Below are 21243 nucleotides of genomic sequence, written 5' to 3'. Positions count from 1 at the left end.
CGACAATGAGATTAATCCTTGAGTAGGATTAATCTCAAGCACAGGAGGGAGCAATGATGCCCAGCGTTGCGAACAGCTCCGCACACCTCCGGCGTGACCCGGACGCTGCCCTGGAGCAGCGCGTGTGGGTGCTGCGCAAGCACCACCGCGTGTCACTGCGGCAGGCGCACGCGATCGTCTCCGTCGACTGGGACGCGGGTTTGGCGCGGACCGCCTGCGGCATGGGACTCCGTCCGGATGCGATCGGCGACGTGCCTGCCGGCGGCTGCATGCCGTGCGTCTCCTGTGTCGCCTCGATGCCGGTCGGAGCGGCTCTGCCCGAGGATTCCGAGCTCTGATGATCCAACGCGGCGGCCCCGTTGTCCTCGGCCGCCACGCACGTCCCGAAATCTCGACACGTCCTGGTTCGGCCCGAGCGCGGCGGTGCGCCGCGAACCCGGCCGCGTCCTGCGTCGCGAGCGCGTTTCCGCCCGCGCAGGGCGACATTCCGCGCCGATCCGGGTGCGGACGACAGCGCCCGTTGATCTGTCCGGAATGGTCAATCGGCTGACCGGGGTTGTCATGACTCAGGTCACGCCGACGTCCTACTCTCTTGCCCTATCCGGCCTCCCCGGCGTGTTCCATCCGGGCGAGCGCCGTGAGTGAGGTCCCCGCGGAACCGGCGCGCACGCGCGGCTCGCGGGGTGTTCCGGGTACGAGTCGACGGCGGTCCGATGAGCAGAGACAGCACCTTCGCGACGGTGCGGCGCAGGTTGCTGGGTTTGGCACTGCTGCTGTGCGTCGCGTTGTTCTTGAGCGTGACGGTGGCGACCTACCAAGGCGTCTTCCGGCCGAGCGTGGACGTGGTCCTGCGCGCGGCGTCCACGGGAAATCAGCTGATGCCCGACTCCGAGGTGAAGGTCCGCGGCATGACCGTGGGCCGGGTCGACGAGGTGCGGCCCACCGACGAGGGCGCGGAGCTGCACTTGGCGCTGGAGCCGGACAAGGCGCGGCTGCTGCCCGCGAACGTGTCGGCGAGGCTGCTGCCGCGGACGTTGTTCGGTGAGCGCTACGTGTCGCTGGACGTGCCGGAGCAGGCGTCGTCGACGCGGCTGGCCGCGGGCGATGTGATCTCGCAGGACCGGACGCGGGCGTCGGTGGAGCTGGAGACGGTGCTGGCGGACACGATGCCGGTGCTGCAGGCGGTGCACCCGGACGACCTGGCGGTGACGCTGAATTCGCTGGACCAGGCGCTCGACGGTCGCGGTGAGGAGGTCGGCGACACGATCACGCGGCTGAACCAGTACGTCGAGGGGCTCAACCCGTCCTTGCCGCAGCTGCAGGAGAACCTGCGCCAGCTGGTGGGCGTGGCCGAGACCTACGAGCAGGCGGCTCCGGACGTGCTGCAGGCGCTGGGTGATCTGTCGGTGACCTCGCGGACCTTGGTCGCGCAGCAGCAAGACCTGCGGTCGTTGACCTCGCAGCTGACCACGGCGTCGAACGACGCGACGGGTTTCCTGGAGGCCAGCGGGGACGACCTGATCAGGTTGGGCGAGTCGTCGCGGCCCACCGCGGACGTGCTCGCGAAGTACTCCCCGCAGTACCCGTGCCTGCTGCGCAGCCTCACCGGGATCATCCCGTTGGTCGACGACGTCTTCGGCGTCGGCACCGACGAGCCCGGCGCGCACGTCACGCTGGAAGTGGTGCCCCCGCGGGGCGAGTACGTGCCGGGCGAAGAACCGTCCTTCGACGACGAGCGCGGGCCGCGCTGCTACGACTACCCGCCGGGGACCCGGCCGCAGTACCCGCCGGACGGCCCGATCCAGGACGGTTCGACCGCTCCCGCCCCGGCCGATGCGCCGGGAGCCGCCTCCTCCGGCGGGGCCGGCGGACTCGGCCTGATCAACTCGCCGCAGGAGCGCGACGCGATGTCCACCGTCCTGGCCCCGTCGATGGGGGTTCCGGCGAGCACCGTCCCGCGGTGGGGCTCGATGCTGGTGGGTCCGGTGCTGCGCGGTGCCGAGGTGAGCTACCGCTGAGCCGCCCGCCCGCGGTTCCCGTGGGCGGGCCCGAAACTCCGTCGGGCCGGGTAGGTGCGACCCGGCCCGACGGCCCCCTTCTCGTACGACTCGACCGAGGAGATTTCGCCGCCGCACGAGGAGATCTCGCGGCGGCTTCGTCGCGCTCACCCGAACGACTCCCGCGACGCCGACCGGCCGAGGTGGGCGCGTGCCGGACCGCGGTGCGCGCCCACCTGGCGGTCACTGCTGACGTCGCCGGGCGTAGGACATCGGCGTCGTCCCGGTCCACCGCTTGAAGGCGTGGATGAAGCTGGCCGCTTCCGCGTACCCCAGGCGGATCGCGATGTCGTCCACCGACAGCGCGCCGTCGCGCAACATCCCCTCGGCGAGCGCGGCGCGGACTTCGTCGCGCACCGCCTGGAAGTTGGTGCCCTCGGCGTTGAGCCTGCGGTGCAGCGTGCGGGCCGTGGTGTGCAGCTTGCGCGCCACGTCCTCCATCCCCATCCGCACCCCGTCGGGCCCGAGCATCTGATCGCGCACCTGCTTGGCGAACCCGGTGCGCTCCCGCCTGCCCGCCAGCAGATCTCGGCACTGCGCCTCGCACATCGCCAAGGTGTGCTCGTTCGCCTGCGGCAGCGGCTGGTCCAGGAACGCCGGATCGAGGATGATCACGTCTTTCGGTGCGCCGAACGACGGCACCGTGCCGAAGAACGCGGGCGCCTCGATGCCGTCCGGCGGCGGAGGCAGGCTCAGCTCGATGCGCTGCACCGGGATCGGCGCGGGCAGCAGCTCGACCATGATGGTGTGGATCGCGGAAAGGTCGCGTTCCACCAGGAAATCCCGCACGTCCGACGGGATGGCCGACGAGTCGAGCTCCACCCGCAGCTCCTCGCCGGACCAGCGGATCCGCGGGATGCAGAACGCGAAGCTCAGCTCCAGGTAGCGCAGCGCCACCGCCATGCCGTCGCGCACCGTCGGACTGCTGATGAACGCGAACCCGAGGATGCCGTACGCGGTCAAGTGGTACTGCAACCCGGCGAGCATGCCCAGGCCTGGCGACGGGGGCAGCGCGTTGACGAGGTTCCGCACGATGCGCAGCTCCTGGTGCGCGTCGACGGAGAACGAGGGGTCCTCCAGTTCCGTTTCGGTGAGCCCGGTTCCGCACAACACCGTCGCCGCCGGAACCTGGTACTCGGCGGCGAATCGGGTGAGCAGCAGGGCGCTGATCGGGCTGCGCGGGAAGTCCCAATCCCGGACGACCGGGTCCGGGATGGCGTCGGGTGCGCGCACACCCGTGCTGTGATCCTTGTCGCGACGATGCGGCATGTCCGGAAGTATCAATCACGTGGCCGCCGACGTCATAGCCCCCACCCCTTTCCCGCTTAACGTGATCGTGACGGACGACACCGTGTAGGCCATTTGCAGGGGAGCAACGCATGACCGCGACCGAGGTCCAAGCCGAGCGGGACGAGATCGAGGCGGCGATCCGCGGCCGGACCGTGCCGAGTCTGCTCGCGGACATCGCCCGGTCCCGGCCCGACGCGCCGGCGTTCGCCACGGCCGACGAGCGCTGGACGTGGTCGCAGGTGCACGGCGAGGTGCTGAGCATCGCGGCGGCGCTGCGCTCGCTGGGCCTGGTGCCCGGTGACGTGCTGGGCGTGATGGCGAGCAACCGGCCCGAGCACATCCTCGCGGACCTGGGCGCCTCGACGGCGGGAGCGACGACCACGACGCTGTACGCGACGCTGGCGCCGGAGCAGATCCGCCACGTGGTGGTCGATTCCGGCGCGAAGATCGCCGTCGTGGAAGGCGAGGACGCGTGGCGCCGGTGGCTGCCGGTGCTGGGCGAGCCGACGGAGCTCGGCGTGGTGATCACGCTCGGCGAGATCGGGGACGCCCGCCCGGCCGGATTCACCGGGAAGATCCTGACCTGGGAGGAATTCCTCGAACTGGGCGCGGCGGTGGACGACGGCTCGTTCGCCCACGACGACCCGTCCGTGCAGGAGCAGATGTGTCCGGACCCCGAGGACATCGCGGTCCTGATCTACACCTCCGGCACCACCGGCACCTCCAAGGGCGTGGAGCTCAGCCACCGCGCGCTGCTCTACGAAGTGGAGGCGCTGGCGCGGGCCGCGGGCCTGCCCGACGAGGTGGTCAGCCTCTCGTACCTGCCGCTGGCGCACGTCGCGGAGCGAGTGCTGTCGGTGTACCTGCCGCTGCGCAGCGGCGGGGAGACCCATTTCTGCGCCAGCGTCAAGGAATTGCCGCAGCGGCTCGCCGAGGTGCGCCCGACGATCCTGTTCGGCGTCCCGCAGGTGTGGGACAAGTTGCGCACCGGCATCGAATCGCGGATCGCCGAGCAGGACGGCGTGCGCGGCAAGCTCGGCGCCTGGGCGCTGCGCGCGGCCGAGCAGGGCGCCGCCCCGGACGCCACCGACACCCAGAAGATGTTGGCGCGGCTGGCGCATCGTGCCGTGCTGCACCGCATCCCGGTGGCGCTGGGGCTGGACCGGTGCGCGGTGCGCGCGGTCGGTGCGGCGCCACTGCCGCCGGGGTTGGAGCGGTTCTTCGCCGGGTTGGGCATGGAGCTCACCGGCGTGTACGGCCTGTCGGAGACCTGCGGTGCGGCGGTGATGCACCGCGCGGGCGATCCGCGCCGGCCGGGCACGGTCGGCAAGGCGATGCCGGGCGTGGAACTGCGGCTGACCGGTGAGGGCGAAGTGCTGGTGCGCGGGCCGTTGTGCGCCTCCGGCTACCGCAACCTGCCCGAGGCGGACCGGGACCTGTTCACCATGGACGGTTACCTGCGCACCGGAGATCTGGGTTCGCTGGACGACGACGGGATGCTGCGGATCACCGGGCGGCAGAAGGAACTCATCATCACCGCGGGCGGGAAGAACATCAGTCCCGTCACCGTGGAGTCGCTGCTGGTGGAGCACCCGCTCATCGAGCAGGCGCTGGTGCACGGCGACGGGCGTCCGTACCTGGTGGCGCTGCTGCTGCCCGACGCGGACGCGCTGGCGAAGTGGGCCGAGCAGCGCGGGCTCGCCGGGGCGGTCCGGGAGGACCTGCTGGCGAATCCGCAGCTGCGCGAGGAGATCGGCCAAGCCGTGGCGCTGGCGAACTCGCGGCTGGCGCGGGTGGAGCACGTGCGCGAGTGGGACTTCGCGCCGACCCAGTGGAGCGAGGACGAAGGCGAGCTCACCCCGACCCGCAAGATCCGCCGCGCCGTGGTCGTGAAGAACAACCGGGAGCACTTGGACGCGCTCTACCCGCGGTGATGCCGCGTCCGTCCAGCAGGCGGGAAAACTGAACCTGGCACGTTGACTTTCCGGTGGCCCTGCGGCGATGCTGCGGTGGTGAAGGCGATCCAGCGGTTCGTGACGCGGCGGCACGTCGATCTGCGACGGCACGCCAGCGCGCTGTGTCGGCGCTGACGGTCGCCTCGCTCACCCGTGCCCGGCCACGCGCCGAGGCCGTCCTCCGGTGACCACGAGCTCGTCCCGCGACGAGCGGTCGTCACCCGGAACTCCGGAAAGTCCTCCCGCACGGTCGGAATGCCCGGCTCCTCCACACCGCGACGGCGATCGTCCCCACCGCGACCGGTGGCGCCGCTCGCCGCCTCGCGGCCTGGAGGGCCTCGGCCGTGCCCGCACGTCCAGGAGCCCGCCATGCGCACCGAACTCGGGCCGCGCACGGGACCTCTCCGTCCGCAGTGGACGGACGTCTCGTGACGGCGACCGCGCACCCCGCCACCGCCGAACCCTCGACCCGGAACCGCCCGTCCTTCCCGCACCGCGCGGTGTCCTGGGCGACGCCCGCGCTGCTCCTGCTGCTCTGGGAGATCAGCGCCCGCACCGGCCTGCTCGACGTGCAGCTGCTGCCCGCGCCCAGCACGGTGCTGGGAACCGCCGCCGAGCTCACCGCCGACGGTGAGCTCCCGGCGAACCTGCTGGCCAGCCTGTACCGGGCCGGTGCCGGGTTCGCCGTCGGGGCGGTCGTCGGCCTCGGTCTGGGGCTCGCCGTGGGGCTGTCCCGCATCGCGGAGTCGTTGCTGGATCGGGGGATCCAGATGATCCGCGCGATCCCGTTCCTGGCGATGCTGCCGCTGGTGATCGTGTGGTTCGGCATCGAGGAGAGCGGCAAGATCTTCCTCATCGCGCTGGGCACCGCCGTCCCCCTGTACCTCAACGCGGTGCTGGGCATCCGCCAGATCGACCCGAAGCTGCTGGAGATGGCGCGGGTGGTCGGCTTGGGCCGCGCCGAACGCATCCGCTGGGTCGTGCTGCCCGGCGCGCTGCCCTCGATCCTGTCCGGGCTGCGGCTGGCGCTGACGCATTCGTGGCTGGCGCTGGTGATCGCCGAGACGATGGGCGCCGACGCCGGGATCGGGTTCATGGCCACCAACGCCCGCGAATTCCTGCAGACCGACGTGATCGTGCTCGTCGTGGTGATCTACGCCGTGATCGGCGTGGGGTGCGACCTGGTGACGAGGCTCCTGGAGCGCCGGCTGCTGCGCTGGAACCCGGCTTATGCCCGCCTGTCCGCGTGAATCTTCGTGCCCCTGCGGGCTTTTCCCCGCCATCAGAGTAGAACAGGAGTCTCGACGTGAGTGCGATCCGACGTCGTTCGATGTTGGCCGCGGCCGGGTTGGCGGTGCTGGCGCCGTCGTTGGCGAGCTGCGCCGCCGGAGCCGGGGGCGCGGAGGCGGGCACGGTGCGGCTCACCCACGGCCCGATCTCGGTGCCGAAGATCCGCGGCACGCTGGCGCAGGCGTTGCGGCAGCAAGGGATCACCGCCGAATGGGTGGGCCCGTTCGCCAACCACGCGCCGAGCATGCAGGCCGTCGTCGGCGGCAGCGCCGACATCAGCTTCGGCGGTAGCACCACGCCCGCCGACCAGGCGATCCTCTCCGGCGCCGATCTGGTGTACGTGGCGTGGGCGACGGCGGAGCCGCGCACCTCCGCCGTGCTCGCCCGCGCGGGCTCCGGAATCCGCGCGGTACCGGACCTGGCAGGGCGCACGGTGGCGGTGAACAAGGCCGGGCTCGGCGAGTTCTTGCTGGTCGCCGCGCTGGAAAAGCACGGTGTGCCGCGTAAGTCGGTGAACGTGGTCTACATGAACCCGCCGGAGGCGAGTGCGGCCTTCGGCTCCGGCCAGATCGACGCCTGGTCGATCTGGCAGGGCTTCCGGGAGATCGCCGAGGTGGAGTACGGCGCCACGCCGATCTTCGTGGAGGGCGACGAGCTGGACTTCCAGATCGACTTCACGAGCTTCCTGGTCCGACGCGACTACGCCGAGCAGCACGCCGACGCCGTGCGCGCGGTGATCCGCGCCTACCAGGCCGAGTACGAGTGGCAGAACGCGCACTACGCCGAGTCGTTGCGCATCGGCAACGCGGTGTCGCACTACCCGGAGGCGGTGCTGGACCGGATGGCCCGCCACGACGTGCGGACGAGGTTGTCGTTCATCGACGACGACGGCGTCGCCCAGTTGCAGCGCGGCGCGGACTGGCTGTCGGATCGGGACATCCTCAGCGGGTCGATCGACATCGCCGAGCACTCCGTGCGGCTGTGAGGAGACGAGCATGAGCACCGAGCCCGAACCCGCCGTGCGGGTGCGCGGACTGGCCCGCCGGTTCGGGGACCGCACCGTGCTGCACGCGCTGGACCTGGACGTGCGACGCGGGGAGTTCGTCGCGCTGATCGGCAAGAGCGGGTGCGGCAAGACCACGCTGCTGCGGCTGCTGGCCGGGCTCGACGACCCCGACGGCGGGAGGATCACGACTCCGCGGCAGCGCATGGTCGTGTTCCAGGAACACCGGCTGCTGCCGTGGCGGCGGGTGTGGCGCAACGTCGCGATCGGGCTTCGCGGCGCCCGAGCGCGCGACGAGGCGGCCCGCGCGCTCGCGGAGGTCGGGCTCGACCAGCACCTCGATTCCTGGCCCGCGACGCTTTCCGGCGGAGAGGCGCAGCGCGTCGCGCTGGCCCGCGCGCTGGTGCGCGAGCCGAGACTGCTGCTGCTCGACGAACCGTTCGCGGCACTGGACGCGCTGACCCGCATCCGGATGCACTCGCTGGTGCGCCGCCTGATCGCCGCGCACCGGCCCGCCGTGCTGCTGGTGACCCACGACGTGGACGAAGCGGTGCTGCTGGCCGACCGCGTCGTCGTGCTGCGCGACGGGCACCTCGCCGCCGACCACCGCGTCGAACTCGCCGCCGGCGGTGATCGCACGGACCCGGAGTTCACCCGGCTGCGGGCCCTGCTGCTGGCCGAGCTCGGCGTCACCGATGGCGGCGAGGACGCCGTCCCGGCGGCATCCACGTCACCAGGAGCGGCCTCATGATCTCGTTTCCAGCACGAGCGGCCACGGCGTGAGCACCCTTCGCGAGCACGGCGCCCGAGCGAATGCCGCCCATCGCCCGACGTGTCCCCGGCAGCCCCGAACCGACCGGGGAGAATACCCGTGCGACCCGGATCTCGGTGACCCGCCGAGGGCGTGGATCAGCGCCTCGTGGGCCACACGCCACCGGGGGTGTGCGCTGTCGCGAGAAATCGGCCGGTTCGTCCACAGCGCACTGATCCATCCGCGGGCATCGGGCTCGGTCCCCGCACCGGGACGGCCGGAGCAACGCCGCACATGGTTAGGTCGGGCCGCATGAACGGCTGGCTGAGCACGACCTCGCACTGGGGTGCCTACCGAGCCCGGGTCGGACCTGACGGCGAACTGGACGTGGCCCCGCACCCGGCGGACCGGGCCCCATCGGAACTGCTTGGCAACGTAGCGAGCTCGGTCCGGCACGAGACGCGCGTCGCCCGCCCGGCGATCCGGCGCGGCTGGCTGGAGAACGGTCCCGGGCCGTCCGACCTGCGCGGGCGGGAGGAGTTCGTCGAAGTCGGCTGGGACACCGCGCTCGACCTCGTCGCCGCCGAACTGCGCCGCGTCCGCGAGCAGCACGGCAATCAGGCGATCTTCGGCGGTTCCTACGGTTGGGCCAGCGCGGGCCGGTTCCACCACGCGCAGAGCCAGCTGCACCGGTTCCTCAACACCATCGGCGGCTACACGTCCTCGCGGAACTCCTACAGCCTCGGCACTTCGCTGGTGCTGCTGCCGCACCTCGTCGGCGACGCCGACACCTACCTCCGCCGCGCCGACGGCTGGGACACCATCCGGCGCCACACCGACCTGGTCGTCGCGTTCGGCGGCCTGCCGCCGAAGAACGTCTCCGTCACGCCCGGTGGAGTCACCCGGCACACCAGCTCCGAAGTCCTCGCCGACTGGGACCGCTCGGGCGTGGACCTCGACGTGGTCAGCCCGCTCGCCACGGACCTGCCCGATTCCCGGCGAGCGCGGTGGACCCGGGTGCGGCCCGCGACCGACGTCGCGCTGATACTGGGGCTCGCGCACGTGGTGCTCACCGAAGGGCTGCACGACCAGGAATTCCTGGACCGGTGCACCACCGGCTTCGACGAGTTCGCCGGATACCTGCTCGGCGAGGGCGGCCCGGTGCGGGACGCGGAGTGGGCGAGCGCGGTGTGCGGCGTGCCCGCCGACGACATCCGCGACCTCGCCCGCCGGATGGCCGCCGGGCGCACGCTGATCACCGTCAGCTGGTCGCTCCAGCGCATCGAGCACGGCGAGCAGCCGGTGTGGGCGGCGCTGGCGCTGGCGGCGATGCTCGGCGGCATCGGCTTGCCCGGCGGGGGATTCGGGCACGGCTACGGGTCCATCGGCGACGTCGGGGACACCGGGCCGCTGCTGCCGCTGCCGACCCTGCCGCAAGGCGCCAACCCGGTCTCGGAGTTCATCCCCGTGGCCCGGATCTCCGACCTGCTGCTGCACCCCGGCGAGGAGTTCGACTACGACGGGCGGCGGCTCACCTACCCGGACATCCGCGCGGTGTACTGGGCGGGCGGCAACCCGTTCCACCACCACCAGGACCTCAACCGGTTGCGCCGCGCCTTCGGCAGGCCCGACACGGTGATCGTGCACGAACCGCACTGGACGGCCACCGCCCGGCACGCGGACGTGGTGCTGCCCGTGACGACCACCCTGGAACGCGAGGACATCGGCGGCGGCCGGCGCGACACGCACCTGATCGCGATGCGCCGGATCCTGGACCCCGTCGGGCAGGCCCGCGACGATCACGACGTGTTCCGCGGGCTCGCCGAACGGCTCGGGGCCGGCTCCGCGTTCACCGCCGACCGCACCCCGCGCGAGTGGCTCGCGCACCTCTACGGGCAGTGGCGCGCGGCGCTCGCGGGCGAAGGCCACGAGGTGCCCGCGTTCGAGGAGTTCTGGCGCGCCGGTGAGCTGGCACTGCCCGCGCGCCCGCAATCCACGCCGCTCGCCGAGTTCCGCGCCGACCCGCGCTCCCGCCCGCTGGCCACCCCCAGCGGGCGCATCGAACTGTTCTCCGCGCGCATCGCCGGATTCGGGTTGCCCGGCCTGCCGGGGTACCCGGTGTGGCGGGAACCCGTCGAAGGGCTCGACCACGACCGGTTCCCGCTGCGGCTGATCGCGCACCAGCCCCGCACCCGGCTGCACGGGCAGGGCGACGTCGGCGACGTCAGCCGAGCCGACAAGGTCCACGGCCGCGAACCGATCCGGCTGCACCCCGACGACGCCGCCGCCCGCGGCATCGCCGACGGAACCGTGGTGCGCGTGTTCAACGACCGCGGCGCCTGCCTCGCCGGCGCCCGGCTCACCACCGACGTGCTGCCCGGAGTGGCCGTGCTCGCCACCGGCGCCTGGTACGACCCCGTGGACGACCCGGCGCAGCCCGGCGGCTCGCTGTGCGTGCACGGCAATCCGAACGTGCTCACCGCCGACCGGCCGACCTCGCCGCTCTCGCAGGGCTGCTCCGGGCAGCAGGCCAGGGTCGAGGTCGAACCCGGGCCGAGCGAACCGCCACCGCTGAGCTGCCTGCACCCGCCGCGGCTCGTCCCCGAACAGGAAGGCATCCGATGACCAGCGCCACCGACGACGCCCCGGCGGCCCGGCTCGCCCGGTCCGCGGGAACACCCGAGTTCACGGCGGCACTGGGACGCATCGCCGAACGGGCCGCCGAGCACGACCGCGACGGCACCTTCCCGCACGAGGCGTTCGCGGACCTGCACGCCACGGGCGCGCTGAACCTCACCCTGCCCACCGGAGCCGGTGGCGGGGGAGCGGGGCTCGCCCAGGTCGTGCCGGTGGTGCGGGCGGTCGGCGCCGCCGACCCGTCGGTGGCGTTGGTGCTCGCGATGCACCTGCTCAACCACGTCGACCTTCGCGCCCCCGGCAATCCCTGGCCCGAGCACGTGCGCCGCGAGGTGCAGCGCAGCTCCGCGGACGGGGTGGCGCTGATCAACGCGCTGCGGGTCGAACCGGACCTGGGCACCCCGGCGCGCGGCGGCTTGCCCGCCACCACCGCCGAGCGCACCGCCGACGGCTGGGTGCTGCGCGGGCACAAGACCTACTCCACCGGCATCCCCGGCCTGCGCTGGCTGCTGGTGTGGGCGCGCACCGACGAACCCGAACCCCGGGTCGGCGCGTTCCTGGTGCCGCGCGAAGCCGGCAACCACCGGATCGAGCGGACCTGGAACCACCTCGGCATGCGCGCCACCCGCAGCGACGACGTGCTGTTCGAAGGAACCCCGATCCCCGCCGACCACGCCGTGGACCTGCACCGGCCGGACGCGCCGGGACGCAACGCGGGCGTGCTCGGCGTCTGGAACCCCGTGGTGCTCAGCGCTCTCTACGACGGGGTGGCGCGCGCAGCCCGCGACTGGCTCGTCGGCTACCTCAACGAGCGGACCCCGGCGAACCTGGGCAAGCCGCTGGCGAGCCTGCCGCGCTTCCAGCAGGAGGTCGGCCGGATCGAGACCCTGTTGCTGAGCAACGCTTCCCTGTTGGACTCCGCCGCGCGGGCCGTCGACGAAGGCGAACAATCCGCCGGGCAGGCCGGACTCACCAAACACGCCGTCACCACGAATGCGATTCGGGCCGTGGAACTCGGTATCGAACTCATCGGGAATCCGGGCCTTTCCCGGAACAACCCGATCGAGCGACACTACCGGAACGTGTTGTGCAGCCGGATTCACACCCCGCAGGACGACACCGCGCTCACTGCTGCCGGTACCGCCGCGCTGACCGTCTGAACTGGACGTTCGACTTCTTTTTGATAACCGCTCGATCACGGGTCGCTGAGAGGAAGCTGAGTTCTCCGGCTGATTCCCTCAGCCGTGTCGTTAACCGGTGTGGCGACCCCAACACGGAGGTTGATGCTGCGTCGTTGCGGTAAGGCCGCCCGCTATTCTCCGGGGCGTGCTCAATGCGGAGAAAGACGACACCGATCACGCGGAGGCGGAATCCGCGCCGTCCTCGGAGGCCGATCGGCCCCGGACGGACCGACGGCTCCTGCGGTTGCGGCTGATCGCGACCGTCCTCGGCGTCCTCGGCACGGTGCTGTCGCTCTCCGTCCCGTTCCTGCCGGTCCACCACGACATCACGACCTTGCGCTGGCCCACCGCCAGCGGCACCACCTCGGTGTCGGCGCCGCTGACGACGTTCTCGCCGGTGTGGCTGGAAGCGGACGTGCCGTGCGCGAGCGCCCGCAGCCTCGACGCCCGCAGCGACCGCCCGGCGAACCTGCTGAGCACGAACCCGCCGAACTCCGACAACGGCAGGCTCACCGGGATGAGCCTGACGGTCGACCGCGGGCAGCTGACGCTGCTGTCGCAGGGCCGCCAGGTCAACACCATGGCGATCCCCGAGGACGACTGCACGCTGGAGATGCGCAACGACGCGGTCGGCTTCAAAGCCGGCTTCGGCGAGGACCGCTGGCTGACCAACATCGCCGGTGACCACCGGCCGCAGGTCACCGGGATCTACTCGGACCTCAACGCCCGCGCCGACGACGTCTCCGGGCTGCGCTTCGAGGCGCGGGTCGACAACCGCTTCGAGAGCTCCCCGACGGTGCTGAAGCTGGCGGTGATCGCGCTGGCGGTGCTCGCGTTCATCGGCTCCGTGATCTGCCTGCGCCGCCTCGACAAGCGCGCCGGACGCCGCCCGCCCCGGTGGGTGCAGCCCGGCTGGTGGAAGCCGACCGCCCGGGACGTCGCGGTGCTCGGCTCGCTCGCGGTGTGGTGGCTGATCGGCGCCATGAGCTCCGACGACGGCTACACGATGGCCATCGCGCGGGCGCGGGAGTCCGCCGGGTACGTCAGCAACTACTACCGCTGGTTCGCCAACCCCGAGGCGCCGTGGGGCTGGTTCTACGAGATCTACGCGCTGTGGGTGCAGGTGTCCACGGCGGTGCCGTGGGTGCGGCTGCCGTCGCTGCTGATGGCCTGCGCGAGCTGGCTGCTGATCAGCCGCGAAGTGCTACCGAGGCTGGGCCAGCAGGTCCGCCGCAGCAACGCCGCGGGCTGGGCCGCCGCGGCCGTGTTCCTCGCGTTCTGGCTGCCCTACAACAACGGCCTGCGCTCCGAGCCCGTCATCGTGGTGTTCTCGCTGCTCGCGCTGTGCGCGGTGGAGCGCGCCGTCGCGACCAGCCGCCTGATGCCCGCCGCGCTCGGCCTGGTGGTGGCCGCGCTCGCCGTCGGAGCGGGACCGCACGGGATCGTGGCGGTGCTGCCGTTCGTCGCGGCGCTCAAACCGCTGATCAAGCTCGTGTCGCGGCGGGCCAAGGAGTTCGGCTGGTTGCCGGTGCTGGCGCCGATCTCCGCGTCCGGCTTCGTGATCCTGACCTGGCTGATGTGGGACCAGACCTGGCAGTCGATCATGGACGCCACCGCGTTGAAGATCGACCTGGGACCGAGCGAGAAGTGGTACCAGGAGCTCAACCGCTACAACATGCTGTTCAGCCAGATCCCGGACGGCTCGCTGACGCGGCGGTTCCCGGTGCTGCTGGTGATGCTGTGCCTGGCGACCTGCGCGGTCGTCCTGCTGCGCCGCAACCGCATCCGCGGCGCCGCGCTGGGCCCGAGCCGCAGGCTGCTGGCGGTGGCGGCGATGTCGTTCGTCGCGCTCGCGCTCACCCAGACCAAGCACACCCACCACTTCGGCATCTTCGCCGCGGTGGGCGGGGCCGTCGCCGCGCTCACCGCGCTGGCCACCAGCACCACGGTGCTGCGTTCCCGGCGCAACCGGGCCGCGTTCTTCTCCGGGCTCATGGTGATCTCGGCGTTCTCCGCGACCGGGCCGAACGCCTGGTGGTACGTGTCGGGCTGGGGCGTGCCCTGGTACGACATGCCGCCCCGGATCGACGGGCGCAACGCCAGCAGCATCCTGCTCGGCATCGCCGCCATCGCCGCCATCGTCGCGCTGGTGGAACACCTGCGCGGTGACCGCAGCCTGGCTCCGCCCAACGGGGTCGAGCACCGCAGCCGGGCGCTGCGCCTCGGGACCGCTCCGCTGTCACTGATCTGCGCGCTGCTGATCCTCGGTGAGCTCGCCGCGTTCGGGAAGGCCATCCAGGAGCGCGAAGGCGGCTACAGCATGGGCGCCGACAACATCAAGCAGCTCACCGGCGGCAGCTGCGGGCTCTCCGACTACATCTATGTGGAGACGAACCCGCAGGCCGGGATGCTCAAGGTCGCCCAGGAGCAGCCCACCGAACCGGCGCCCGCGTTCTCCCCGGACGTCCCGGTGCCCTCGAAGCGCCTCGAAGGCGAGGAGACCCCCGAGGAGTACCTGAAGGCGAAGCTGACCGGCTTCAACCGCGGCGGCACCCCGCCCGGACCGAGCGGCGTCGCCGACGAGTGGCGCCCGCCCTACCAGTTCGGCGGCGACAACGCCCCCGTGTGGGGCAGCTTCACCCCGGAAGGCACCGGCGAACTGCGCACCCAGTGGTACGACGTGCCCGAGCGCGCCTCGAACGGCGAGGTCCCGATCGTGCTGGCGATGGCGGGGATCGAAGGCGGCGCGAACTCGCTGGCGGTGGAGTTCGGCAAGGACACCGACCAGGGCTTCCAGATCACCGCCCGCCGCTACCTGCTGCAGGCCGGCGGCCCGTCCTGGCGGGACCACCGCCTCGTCGTGGACGGCGATGCCAAGGACACCACCAAGATGCGCATCGTGGCCGTCGACCAGTCCGTGTCGGCGCGCGGCTGGCAGGCGGTCAGCGCCCCGCGCGCGCCGCAGCTGACGAACATGACCGACGTCGTCGGCGACAGCCCCACCTACGTGGAGTGGCCGGCCACGCTGGTGCACCCGTGCCTGCAGATCTCCGGCCTGCACCACGGCATCGCCGAGATGCCGCGGTTCCGGGTGGCGGGCGGCGAGTCGGTCCGCGCCCCCGGCCAGGGCTGGTCCTCCCCGGACGCGGGCGGGCCGTTCGGCTGGCTCAACGTGGCGACCAGCATGCGGGAGCTGCCGACGTACCTGAAGAACGACCTCTACCGGGACTGGGGCTCGCTCTACGCCGTCGACCCGTACGACCGGGGAGCGCTGCCCGCCGAGTCCGCGATGCGGGTGCACGAGGAGACGCACTGGGGCGACTGGACGCCCGGCGTGCTCCCGCGGACGGTCTCGTTGCCCGGTGACGTGCCGAGCTCCGACGACCGCAACGACATCCGGCCGTTGGAGCCCGACACCGAGGACGACGACGAGTAGCCGGGTTCTCCGAACGGAGGAGCGGCCCACCTGCCCGGAGGTTCGGGGAGGTGGGCCGCTCGTCGTTCGCGCACCGGACGATCTCGCCCGCCAGGCGCGGCGTGTCCGCACGTGCGCGGGGCCCCTCGGCCGGTGCGGCGCGTCCGCTCACCCCGGCGTCGGCCGGTGCGCTCGGGTGATCACTGCACCGGGGGCTGCTGGGCCGGGGCCTGCGGAGCGGGGGCCTGGGCCGGGATCTGCTGCCCGGCGGCGAGGCGGTTGGCGATCGCCTGCACCACGGCCTCGGTGCGGGCCGGGTCGTCGGTGCCGAACACCTCGGTGACCGACTCGCGGATCGCCGGACCGGCGGCCTCGGCGATCACCGGGCGCAGCGCCTCGGCGACCGCCTGCGGGTCGCCCGTCGCACCCGCGTTGATCATCGCGGGCAGCTGGTACACCACGCCGTTGGTGTCCCGGATCGCCTCGACCGCGGGCACCAGCACGTGCCCGGCGCCCGGCACCCGCGATGGTCGCGGTCCGAGCAGGGCGTTGAACATGTGCACCAGCAGGCCGATCGCGGTGTGGTTGCCCGCTTCGGTGCCCCAGCCCACGATCTGGCCCTGCGGTCCGCGCGGGCCGAACAGCTCGTGGTGGATCTCGTTGAGCTTCTGCGCCTGATCGGGAGTCAAGTCGTCCTCCGGAGTAGATGAGCCGAGCAGCCCCGCGAGCTCCTCGCGGGTGCCGCGGAACGCGTTCGCGTCGACCGGGGCGTGCCCGGCGACGGTGGCGGAACTGGTGAACTGCAGGATCGCGACGCCGAGACCGCCGTAGCCGCCCCACTGGGCGTCGTAGAAGTCCCGGTAGCGCTCGTAGATCTCGCTGGCGTAGCCGCCTTCGTTGCTGGCGTAACGCGAGTACCACAGCGGTGGTAGTCCGGCCAGCGAGGGCGAGCCGATCTGCTCCCAGTACCAGCGCGGCAGGTACAGCAGCGGCGACCGGTACCCGGCCGCCAGCAGGCGTCCGATGATGTCGCGGGACAGGTCGGGGCCGCCGCCGTTGGCCTCCACGTCGAGGATCACCGGTACGTCGGCGGGCACGGTGTTGATGATGTGCCCGGCCTGCGCCGCGGCGCTCGAATCGCCGCGTTGGTAGTGGTAAGCGGCGACGAGCAGTCCGGCGGCGCGGGCGTTGCCGAGGTTCGCGCCGAACCTGCTGTCGACGAAGGAGCTTCCTTCGGTCGCCTTGAGGAAGGCGTACTCGAACCCCTCGGCCCGAGTGCGGCCGAGGTCGAACGCGCCTTGGTGGTGGGAGATGTCGATGCCGTAGAGCACGACCGGCCTCACCTCGCGATGGTCGGACGGCGGTGGCTGCGCCGTGGATGATCAGGGCACTACCGACGGTAGCCAACATCGCGGGCGGAGTTGTGCGTTTGGGAGAAATCGGACCGGAAAAGCCCCATGTTGAGACCGTTCGGCCCGTTTTCTAGGGTTGCCGTGGAGATCGGCTTGAGCAGGGGAGTTCTTGTGACGCAGACCGCCGTGGTGACCGGAGCGAGCAGTGGGATCGGCGCGGCCACCGCCCGTCGACTGGCCGGGGACGGCTTCCGCGTGGTCGTGGCCGCGCGCAGGCAGGACCGGCTCGCCGAGCTCGCCGAGGAGATCGGCGGGCGGGCGTTGCCGCTCGACGTGACCGATCAGGACTCCGTCGCCGCGTTCGCCGCCGAGCTCGACGCCTGCGAAGTGCTGGTGAACAACGCGGGCGGCGCGTGGGGATCGGACCCGGTCTCGGCGGGCAAGCCCGAGGAGTGGCAGCGCATGTTCTCGGTGAACGTGCTCGGCACCCTGCACGTCACCCAGGCGCTGCTGCCGCTGCTGCGCGCCGGGGGCGGCGGCACGATCGTCAACATGACCTCGACGGCCGCGTTCGTCAACTACGAGGGCGGCGGGGGCTACAGCGCGTCGAAGCACGGCGCCCACGCGCTGACCGAGACGCTGCGCCTGGAGCTGGCCGGGCAGCCGGTCCGGGTCATCGAGATCCAGCCGGGCATGGTGCACACCGACGAGTTCTCCCGGAACCGCTTCCACGGCGACCAGGCCAAGGCCGACGCCGTCTACGCGGACGTCGACCGGCCGCTGACCGCCGACGACGTGGCCGGGGTCGTGGCGATGGCGGTGGCCCAGCCGCTGCACGTCAACATCGACAGCCTCGTCCTGCGCCCCCTGGCCCAGGCCGCCCAGCACAAGGTCCACCGCGGACCGCTGTTCGACGGCTGACGCGTTCCCGGCGGTGCTGCCGGGGGAGCCGCAGCCGTCCCGATGTGGCCGTCATCGCTGGTGAGGCACTGTGCGGTCGACGTGATCACCACGGGTGGGGTGCTCAGCGCCCGGGTGCCGCTCCGAGGTAGCGGCAGAGGATGAGCCGGAGCGTCGGGACCTGGTCGAGGGCATCGAAGTCCGGGTCCACGCCGCTGCGGGAGAACAGTGCGTCGGTCAGGCCCAGGACCCAGTGCGCGGCCCGTTCGGCGTCGACGCCGGGGTCGATCCTGCCCTGCGCGGCGGCTTTGCCGAGCAGGGCCGCGATGCCCTCGCGCAGGTCGCCGTCGTTGCGCGCGACCAGCGCGGCGAGTTCCTCGTCCCGCCCCGCCTGCGCGATCAGCTCGACGACCAGACCGGAGTTGCGGCGGTCGGTGAGCGGCCGGACCAGGTGGTCGATCAGCTCCAGCAGCGCGCCCCACGGGTCCGCCGCGCTCGCCGCACGGGTGAGCCGTTCGGCGTTGTCGCGGCCGTCCTGCTCGAAGATCGCGGTGAACACGGCGCGCTTGTTCGGGAAGTAGTGGAACAGGCTGCCGGAGCTGATCCCCGCGGTGGAGCAGATGTCGGCGGTGGTCGTGCGGTCGAACCCCTTGCGCGCGAAGCACCCGGCGGCGGCGTCGAGGATGTTCCGGCGCCGCGCGGCGTAGCGATCGGGGTCCACGGTGCGCATCAGTCTTCGTTCCGCTGCGGCCGGGGCCGGAAGTACTGCTGCTTCTTCTCGTCGCGGACCAGGAATCCGGCGCGCTTGATCGCCTCGCGCAGCTGCGCGGCGTCGGTGTCGTTGCGCTTCTTCAGCGCGTGCGCGCGGGTCCGCAGCAGCGAGTCGACGCGCACACCGACCGCCGGGGTTTCCGGGACCCACAGCTCGAACTCGCCGCCGTACGGATCGGACTTCAACCAGCGGTAGCCGTGCTCGTGGAACGCCGCGCGCAGGGTTGCGGCGGGGATGCCGGTCCGCTCCCTGGCGAGCTCGTCGCCCGCCGAGTCCTGCAGCACCAGCGCCCCCCGGTCGAGGAACACCACGTCCACGTCGGTGCCCGCCACCTCGGCGGGGGCGCGTCGCCCGCGGCGGAACTCGACGCGCTCCGGGGCCACGGCAACGCTCAGGCGTTCGGCGGCCATCAGCGAGGAGAAGCCGATGCCGGCGAGCACGCCGAACCCGGCGATGCCGAGCGTGCCCGCGGGCTGCGGCAACGAGGCGATCAGCTCGAACGGCCCTTGGAACGGGGCCCAGCGCAGCCCGGCCACCCACCCCGCGGCGAGCGCGACCAGCCAGCCGATCAGCCCGCCCAGCACGGGTAAGCCGAGCACGGAGCCGTAGCGGAGCCAGCCGGGTTCGACCGCGAGCGTGGCGTTCCCGGTGACCGGGGAGGAGTCCTGCGTCATGGGTCCATTATTAGAGCGCGTGCTCGGTTTAATTTCATCGGGGTCCTCGAGTGGCGATCGCCGGGAGTTCCTTGTGCAATGGGCGCCATGACGAGGTCGCGGTGGGTGACGGTGGGAGCGCTGCTCGTGTCGGTGCTGGGCACGGCGGGCGCGACCACCCCTGCGCTCGCCGCTCCGGCGGAGCGGGAGATCACGGTGGTCGGCACGGTCCAGGCGGGGGTGGAGCCGCGGTGCTCCCTGCTGCCCGGCCAGGGCCGCACGCCGTACCTGCTGGTCGGCGGCGACCCGTCCGTGGTGAAACCCGGCGCGCACCTGGTGGTGCGTGGCCGGCCGGACCCCGGCGCGCTCACCACGTGCATGCAGGGAACCCCGCTGCACGTGAGCGAGGCGCACCCCGCTTAGGGCCGGACGAGGCGGTACTTCAGCGGGGAACGCCGGCGGGGCCGGTCTGCCGTGGTCGGGGCGGCAGACCGGCCCCTTTTCCCGTCCGGACCCGGCAGCGCTTGCGGCGAGCGCGGTTCCGAGCGCCAGGGCGAACGGCTCACTTCCGGCCATGGCTTGTGGTGGTGCCGTCCGGGACGGGTTGGAGAGGGTGCTTGCCGAGGCGGGCGTGCGGGTGTGAGCCGGGTGCTCACGTCGGGTTGTTGCGGTGGCCGCGAGTGGTGGGAGTGGTGCGCGGTGTCACCTGTCCGGATGCGCTGCGGACCCGGGCCATCACCCGGTGTGCGGGAGGCCACGGCCGGTTAGGGACGAAGGGCCCGGTCGTACGGCCCCGAACCGGGGTCACAGTGGGAAACGCACGAACTGACCGGTCCGCGCAAGGGAGAACCATGATGATCCGATCCCCGTTCGGAACGTTCCGCCCCGGGTCCCAGGACGCGGCCGGGTCGCGGGAGGAGAGCACCGTCGGAGTTCCCGCCCCGCGGGCCGACGAAGCCGCCACCGCGCCACCGCACTCGATGGTGCAGCCGCGCACGGGCACGGCGGCGCTGGTGGTGTCCCGCGGCCCGGAGCAGGGCGCGGTGTTCCCGCTGGAGCAGAACTGCACGGTGCTCGGCAGGCACCGCGACTGCGACATCGTGCTCGGTGACGTGACCGTGTCGCGCTACCACACCGAGATCCGGCGGGAAGGCGACGGTTTCGTCATCCAGGACGCCGGTTCGCTCAACGGCACCTACCTGAACCGGCAGGTGGTGGACCGGGCCGCCCTCGCCGAAGGCGACGAGATCTGGGTCGGGAAGGTCCGCTTCACGTTCTACGCGGGGAGCTGAGACCGCGGCACGAACGAACGCATCGGGGCCCGGCGCGGTGGTGATCGCAGGATCACCCGGCCGGAGCCCCGTTTTCGTGCGCCCGGTCCGGTTCAGGCCGCCGAGCGCTGCCCGGCCAGCCGGGCGAAGTGCTCGTTGAAGGTGCGGCGGGCCCGCCTGCGCAGCTGATCGCGGGTGGACATGTCGGAGCCCGCGAGCAGCCCGGTGCCGACCACGAGCGTGGCCAGCACGCCGATCTCGTGCGGCAGGTCGAGCCCGTCGGGCAGCTCGCCGTCCGCCACGGCCTCGTTGAGGTGCTTGCGCAGCACTGAGCGCCACACCTGGTAGCCCTCGGCGAAGCCGCCCGAGGAGTCGGCCGACCACGACGCCAGCCACACCCGCCAGCAGGTGAGCCGTTCCTCGTCGACCGGCAGCAGTCCCTGCGTGGCGCGCTGCGCCGCGTCGAGCCCGCGGCGTTCGCCCACGGCCTCCGCGACGCGCTGGGCGGCGACCTTCCCGTTGTGCAGCAGCACCGCGTTGATCAGTTCGGCCTTGTCCTCGAAGTAGTGCGTGACCGACCCGGTGGACACCCCGGCTTCGGCCGCGACGGCGCGCATGGTGGTGGCGCCGAGCCCCCGGTCGGCGAGCAGCCGCCACGCCGCCTCCACGATGTGCTGGCGCGAGCGCGGGTCGCGGATCTTCTTGACCACGTCGTT

General features: G+C 72.1%; 18 protein-coding genes. 13 read left to right on the top strand and 5 right to left on the bottom strand.

The genetic code is table 11. The annotated features are described in order from the left end of the window. The first annotated feature begins 56 nt into the window (after nucleotides 1-56). Nucleotides 57-338, top strand: a complete 282-nt coding sequence (locus tag ACWD38_RS07205) for a hypothetical protein (RefSeq protein WP_184478970.1) — start codon at nucleotides 57-59, stop codon at nucleotides 336-338. Nucleotides 339-713: 375 nt separating this feature from the next. After that, complete coding sequence (locus ACWD38_RS07200; RefSeq protein ID WP_450123575.1) at nucleotides 714-2018, top strand: MCE family protein; 1305 nt, start codon at nucleotides 714-716, stop codon at nucleotides 2016-2018. Between the two features lie 222 nt (nucleotides 2019-2240). On the opposite strand, the gene ACWD38_RS07195 is transcribed toward ACWD38_RS07200, so the two are convergent. Beyond that, complete coding sequence (locus ACWD38_RS07195) at nucleotides 2241-3326, bottom strand: AraC family transcriptional regulator (protein WP_184478972.1); 1086 nt, start codon at nucleotides 3324-3326, stop codon at nucleotides 2241-2243. Nucleotides 3327-3436: 110 nt separating this feature from the next. Here ACWD38_RS07195 and ACWD38_RS07190 point away from each other — a divergent pair, with 110 nt between their 5' ends. From ACWD38_RS07190 to ACWD38_RS07155, 8 genes are all read left to right on the top strand, one after another. Further along, entirely contained in the window at nucleotides 3437-5281 is a 1845-nt protein-coding gene (locus tag ACWD38_RS07190) for an AMP-dependent synthetase/ligase (RefSeq protein WP_450123574.1), read from the top strand. A gap of 75 nt (nucleotides 5282-5356) precedes the next feature. Continuing rightward, complete coding sequence (locus tag ACWD38_RS07185) at nucleotides 5357-5437, top strand: putative leader peptide (RefSeq protein WP_450123590.1); 81 nt, start codon at nucleotides 5357-5359, stop codon at nucleotides 5435-5437. Nucleotides 5438-5730: 293 nt separating this feature from the next. Then, nucleotides 5731-6552, top strand: a complete 822-nt coding sequence (locus tag ACWD38_RS07180; protein ID WP_343071351.1) for an ABC transporter permease subunit — start codon at nucleotides 5731-5733, stop codon at nucleotides 6550-6552. A 56-nt stretch (nucleotides 6553-6608) separates the two neighbouring features. Then, nucleotides 6609-7577, top strand: a complete 969-nt coding sequence (locus ACWD38_RS07175; protein ID WP_450123573.1) for an NrtA/SsuA/CpmA family ABC transporter substrate-binding protein — start codon at nucleotides 6609-6611, stop codon at nucleotides 7575-7577. 10 nt (nucleotides 7578-7587) lie between these two features. Continuing rightward, entirely contained in the window at nucleotides 7588-8346 is a 759-nt protein-coding gene (locus ACWD38_RS07170; protein ID WP_184478975.1) for an ABC transporter ATP-binding protein, read from the top strand. A gap of 312 nt (nucleotides 8347-8658) precedes the next feature. Further along, the gene (locus ACWD38_RS07165; protein ID WP_184478976.1) at nucleotides 8659-10971 is read left to right on the top strand and encodes a molybdopterin-dependent oxidoreductase; all 2313 of its coding nucleotides are present in this window, start codon (nucleotides 8659-8661) and stop codon (nucleotides 10969-10971) included. Beyond that, nucleotides 10968-12143 (top strand): acyl-CoA dehydrogenase family protein, encoded by a 1176-nt coding sequence (locus ACWD38_RS07160; protein WP_450123572.1) that lies wholly within the window; start codon nucleotides 10968-10970, stop codon nucleotides 12141-12143. The genes ACWD38_RS07165 and ACWD38_RS07160 overlap by 4 nt, the downstream gene beginning before the upstream one ends. A 166-nt stretch (nucleotides 12144-12309) precedes the next feature. Continuing rightward, the gene (locus ACWD38_RS07155) at nucleotides 12310-15600 is read left to right on the top strand and encodes an arabinosyltransferase domain-containing protein (RefSeq protein ID WP_425503545.1); all 3291 of its coding nucleotides are present in this window, start codon (nucleotides 12310-12312) and stop codon (nucleotides 15598-15600) included. A gap of 179 nt (nucleotides 15601-15779) precedes the next feature. Here ACWD38_RS07155 and ACWD38_RS07150 read toward each other — a convergent pair whose 3' ends face one another. Further along, nucleotides 15780-16922: a glycoside hydrolase family 25 protein gene (locus ACWD38_RS07150; protein WP_450123571.1), complete on the bottom strand. Its 1143-nt coding sequence runs from the start codon at nucleotides 16920-16922 to the stop codon at nucleotides 15780-15782. 180 nt (nucleotides 16923-17102) lie between these two features. Here ACWD38_RS07150 and ACWD38_RS07145 point away from each other — a divergent pair, with 180 nt between their 5' ends. Then, the gene (locus tag ACWD38_RS07145) at nucleotides 17103-17852 is read left to right on the top strand and encodes an SDR family oxidoreductase (RefSeq protein WP_450123570.1); all 750 of its coding nucleotides are present in this window, start codon (nucleotides 17103-17105) and stop codon (nucleotides 17850-17852) included. Between the two features lie 103 nt (nucleotides 17853-17955). Here ACWD38_RS07145 and ACWD38_RS07140 read toward each other — a convergent pair whose 3' ends face one another. Next, on the bottom strand, nucleotides 17956-18561 hold the full coding sequence (locus tag ACWD38_RS07140) for a TetR/AcrR family transcriptional regulator (protein WP_450123569.1): 606 nt from the start codon (nucleotides 18559-18561) through the stop codon (nucleotides 17956-17958). Continuing rightward, nucleotides 18561-19277, bottom strand: coding sequence for a YqeB family protein (locus ACWD38_RS07135; RefSeq protein ID WP_184478980.1), 717 nt, complete (start codon nucleotides 19275-19277; stop codon nucleotides 18561-18563). The genes ACWD38_RS07140 and ACWD38_RS07135 overlap by 1 nt, the downstream gene beginning before the upstream one ends. Nucleotides 19278-19364: 87 nt before the next feature. On the opposite strand from ACWD38_RS07135, the gene ACWD38_RS07130 reads away from it, so the two are divergent. Together ACWD38_RS07130 and ACWD38_RS07125 are read left to right on the top strand one after the other, a co-directional pair. Then, on the top strand, nucleotides 19365-19679 hold the full coding sequence (locus ACWD38_RS07130) for a hypothetical protein (RefSeq protein WP_184478981.1): 315 nt from the start codon (nucleotides 19365-19367) through the stop codon (nucleotides 19677-19679). A gap of 428 nt (nucleotides 19680-20107) precedes the next feature. After that, complete coding sequence (locus tag ACWD38_RS07125; protein WP_184478982.1) at nucleotides 20108-20548, top strand: FHA domain-containing protein; 441 nt, start codon at nucleotides 20108-20110, stop codon at nucleotides 20546-20548. A gap of 92 nt (nucleotides 20549-20640) precedes the next feature. On the opposite strand, the gene ACWD38_RS07120 is transcribed toward ACWD38_RS07125, so the two are convergent. Continuing rightward, nucleotides 20641-21237 (bottom strand): TetR family transcriptional regulator, encoded by a 597-nt coding sequence (locus ACWD38_RS07120; RefSeq protein ID WP_184478983.1) that lies wholly within the window; start codon nucleotides 21235-21237, stop codon nucleotides 20641-20643. Nucleotides 21238-21243: the final 6 nt, after the last annotated feature.

It is taken from the genome of Saccharopolyspora sp. NPDC002578, assembly GCF_053592695.1.
This window is presented reverse-complemented; position numbering and strand designations above follow the sequence as displayed.

Excerpts from the sequence above, each read along its gene's own strand:
- ACWD38_RS07205 (WP_184478970.1), top strand. The coding sequence starts at position 57 with ATGCCCAGCGTTGCGAACAGCTCCGCACACCTCCGGCGTGACCCGGAC.
- ACWD38_RS07200 (WP_450123575.1), top strand. The coding sequence starts at position 714 with ATGAGCAGAGACAGCACCTTCGCGACGGTGCGGCGCAGGTTGCTGGGT.
- ACWD38_RS07195 (WP_184478972.1), bottom strand. The coding sequence starts at position 3,326 with ATGCCGCATCGTCGCGACAAGGATCACAGCACGGGTGTGCGCGCACCC.
- ACWD38_RS07190 (WP_450123574.1), top strand. The coding sequence starts at position 3,437 with ATGACCGCGACCGAGGTCCAAGCCGAGCGGGACGAGATCGAGGCGGCG.
- ACWD38_RS07170 (WP_184478975.1), top strand. The coding sequence starts at position 7,588 with ATGAGCACCGAGCCCGAACCCGCCGTGCGGGTGCGCGGACTGGCCCGC.
- ACWD38_RS07165 (WP_184478976.1), top strand. The coding sequence starts at position 8,659 with ATGAACGGCTGGCTGAGCACGACCTCGCACTGGGGTGCCTACCGAGCC.
- ACWD38_RS07160 (WP_450123572.1), top strand. The coding sequence starts at position 10,968 with ATGACCAGCGCCACCGACGACGCCCCGGCGGCCCGGCTCGCCCGGTCC.
- ACWD38_RS07140 (WP_450123569.1), bottom strand. The coding sequence starts at position 18,561 with ATGCGCACCGTGGACCCCGATCGCTACGCCGCGCGGCGCCGGAACATC.
- ACWD38_RS07135 (WP_184478980.1), bottom strand. The coding sequence starts at position 19,277 with ATGACGCAGGACTCCTCCCCGGTCACCGGGAACGCCACGCTCGCGGTC.
- ACWD38_RS07130 (WP_184478981.1), top strand. The coding sequence starts at position 19,365 with ATGACGAGGTCGCGGTGGGTGACGGTGGGAGCGCTGCTCGTGTCGGTG.
- ACWD38_RS07125 (WP_184478982.1), top strand. The coding sequence starts at position 20,108 with ATGATGATCCGATCCCCGTTCGGAACGTTCCGCCCCGGGTCCCAGGAC.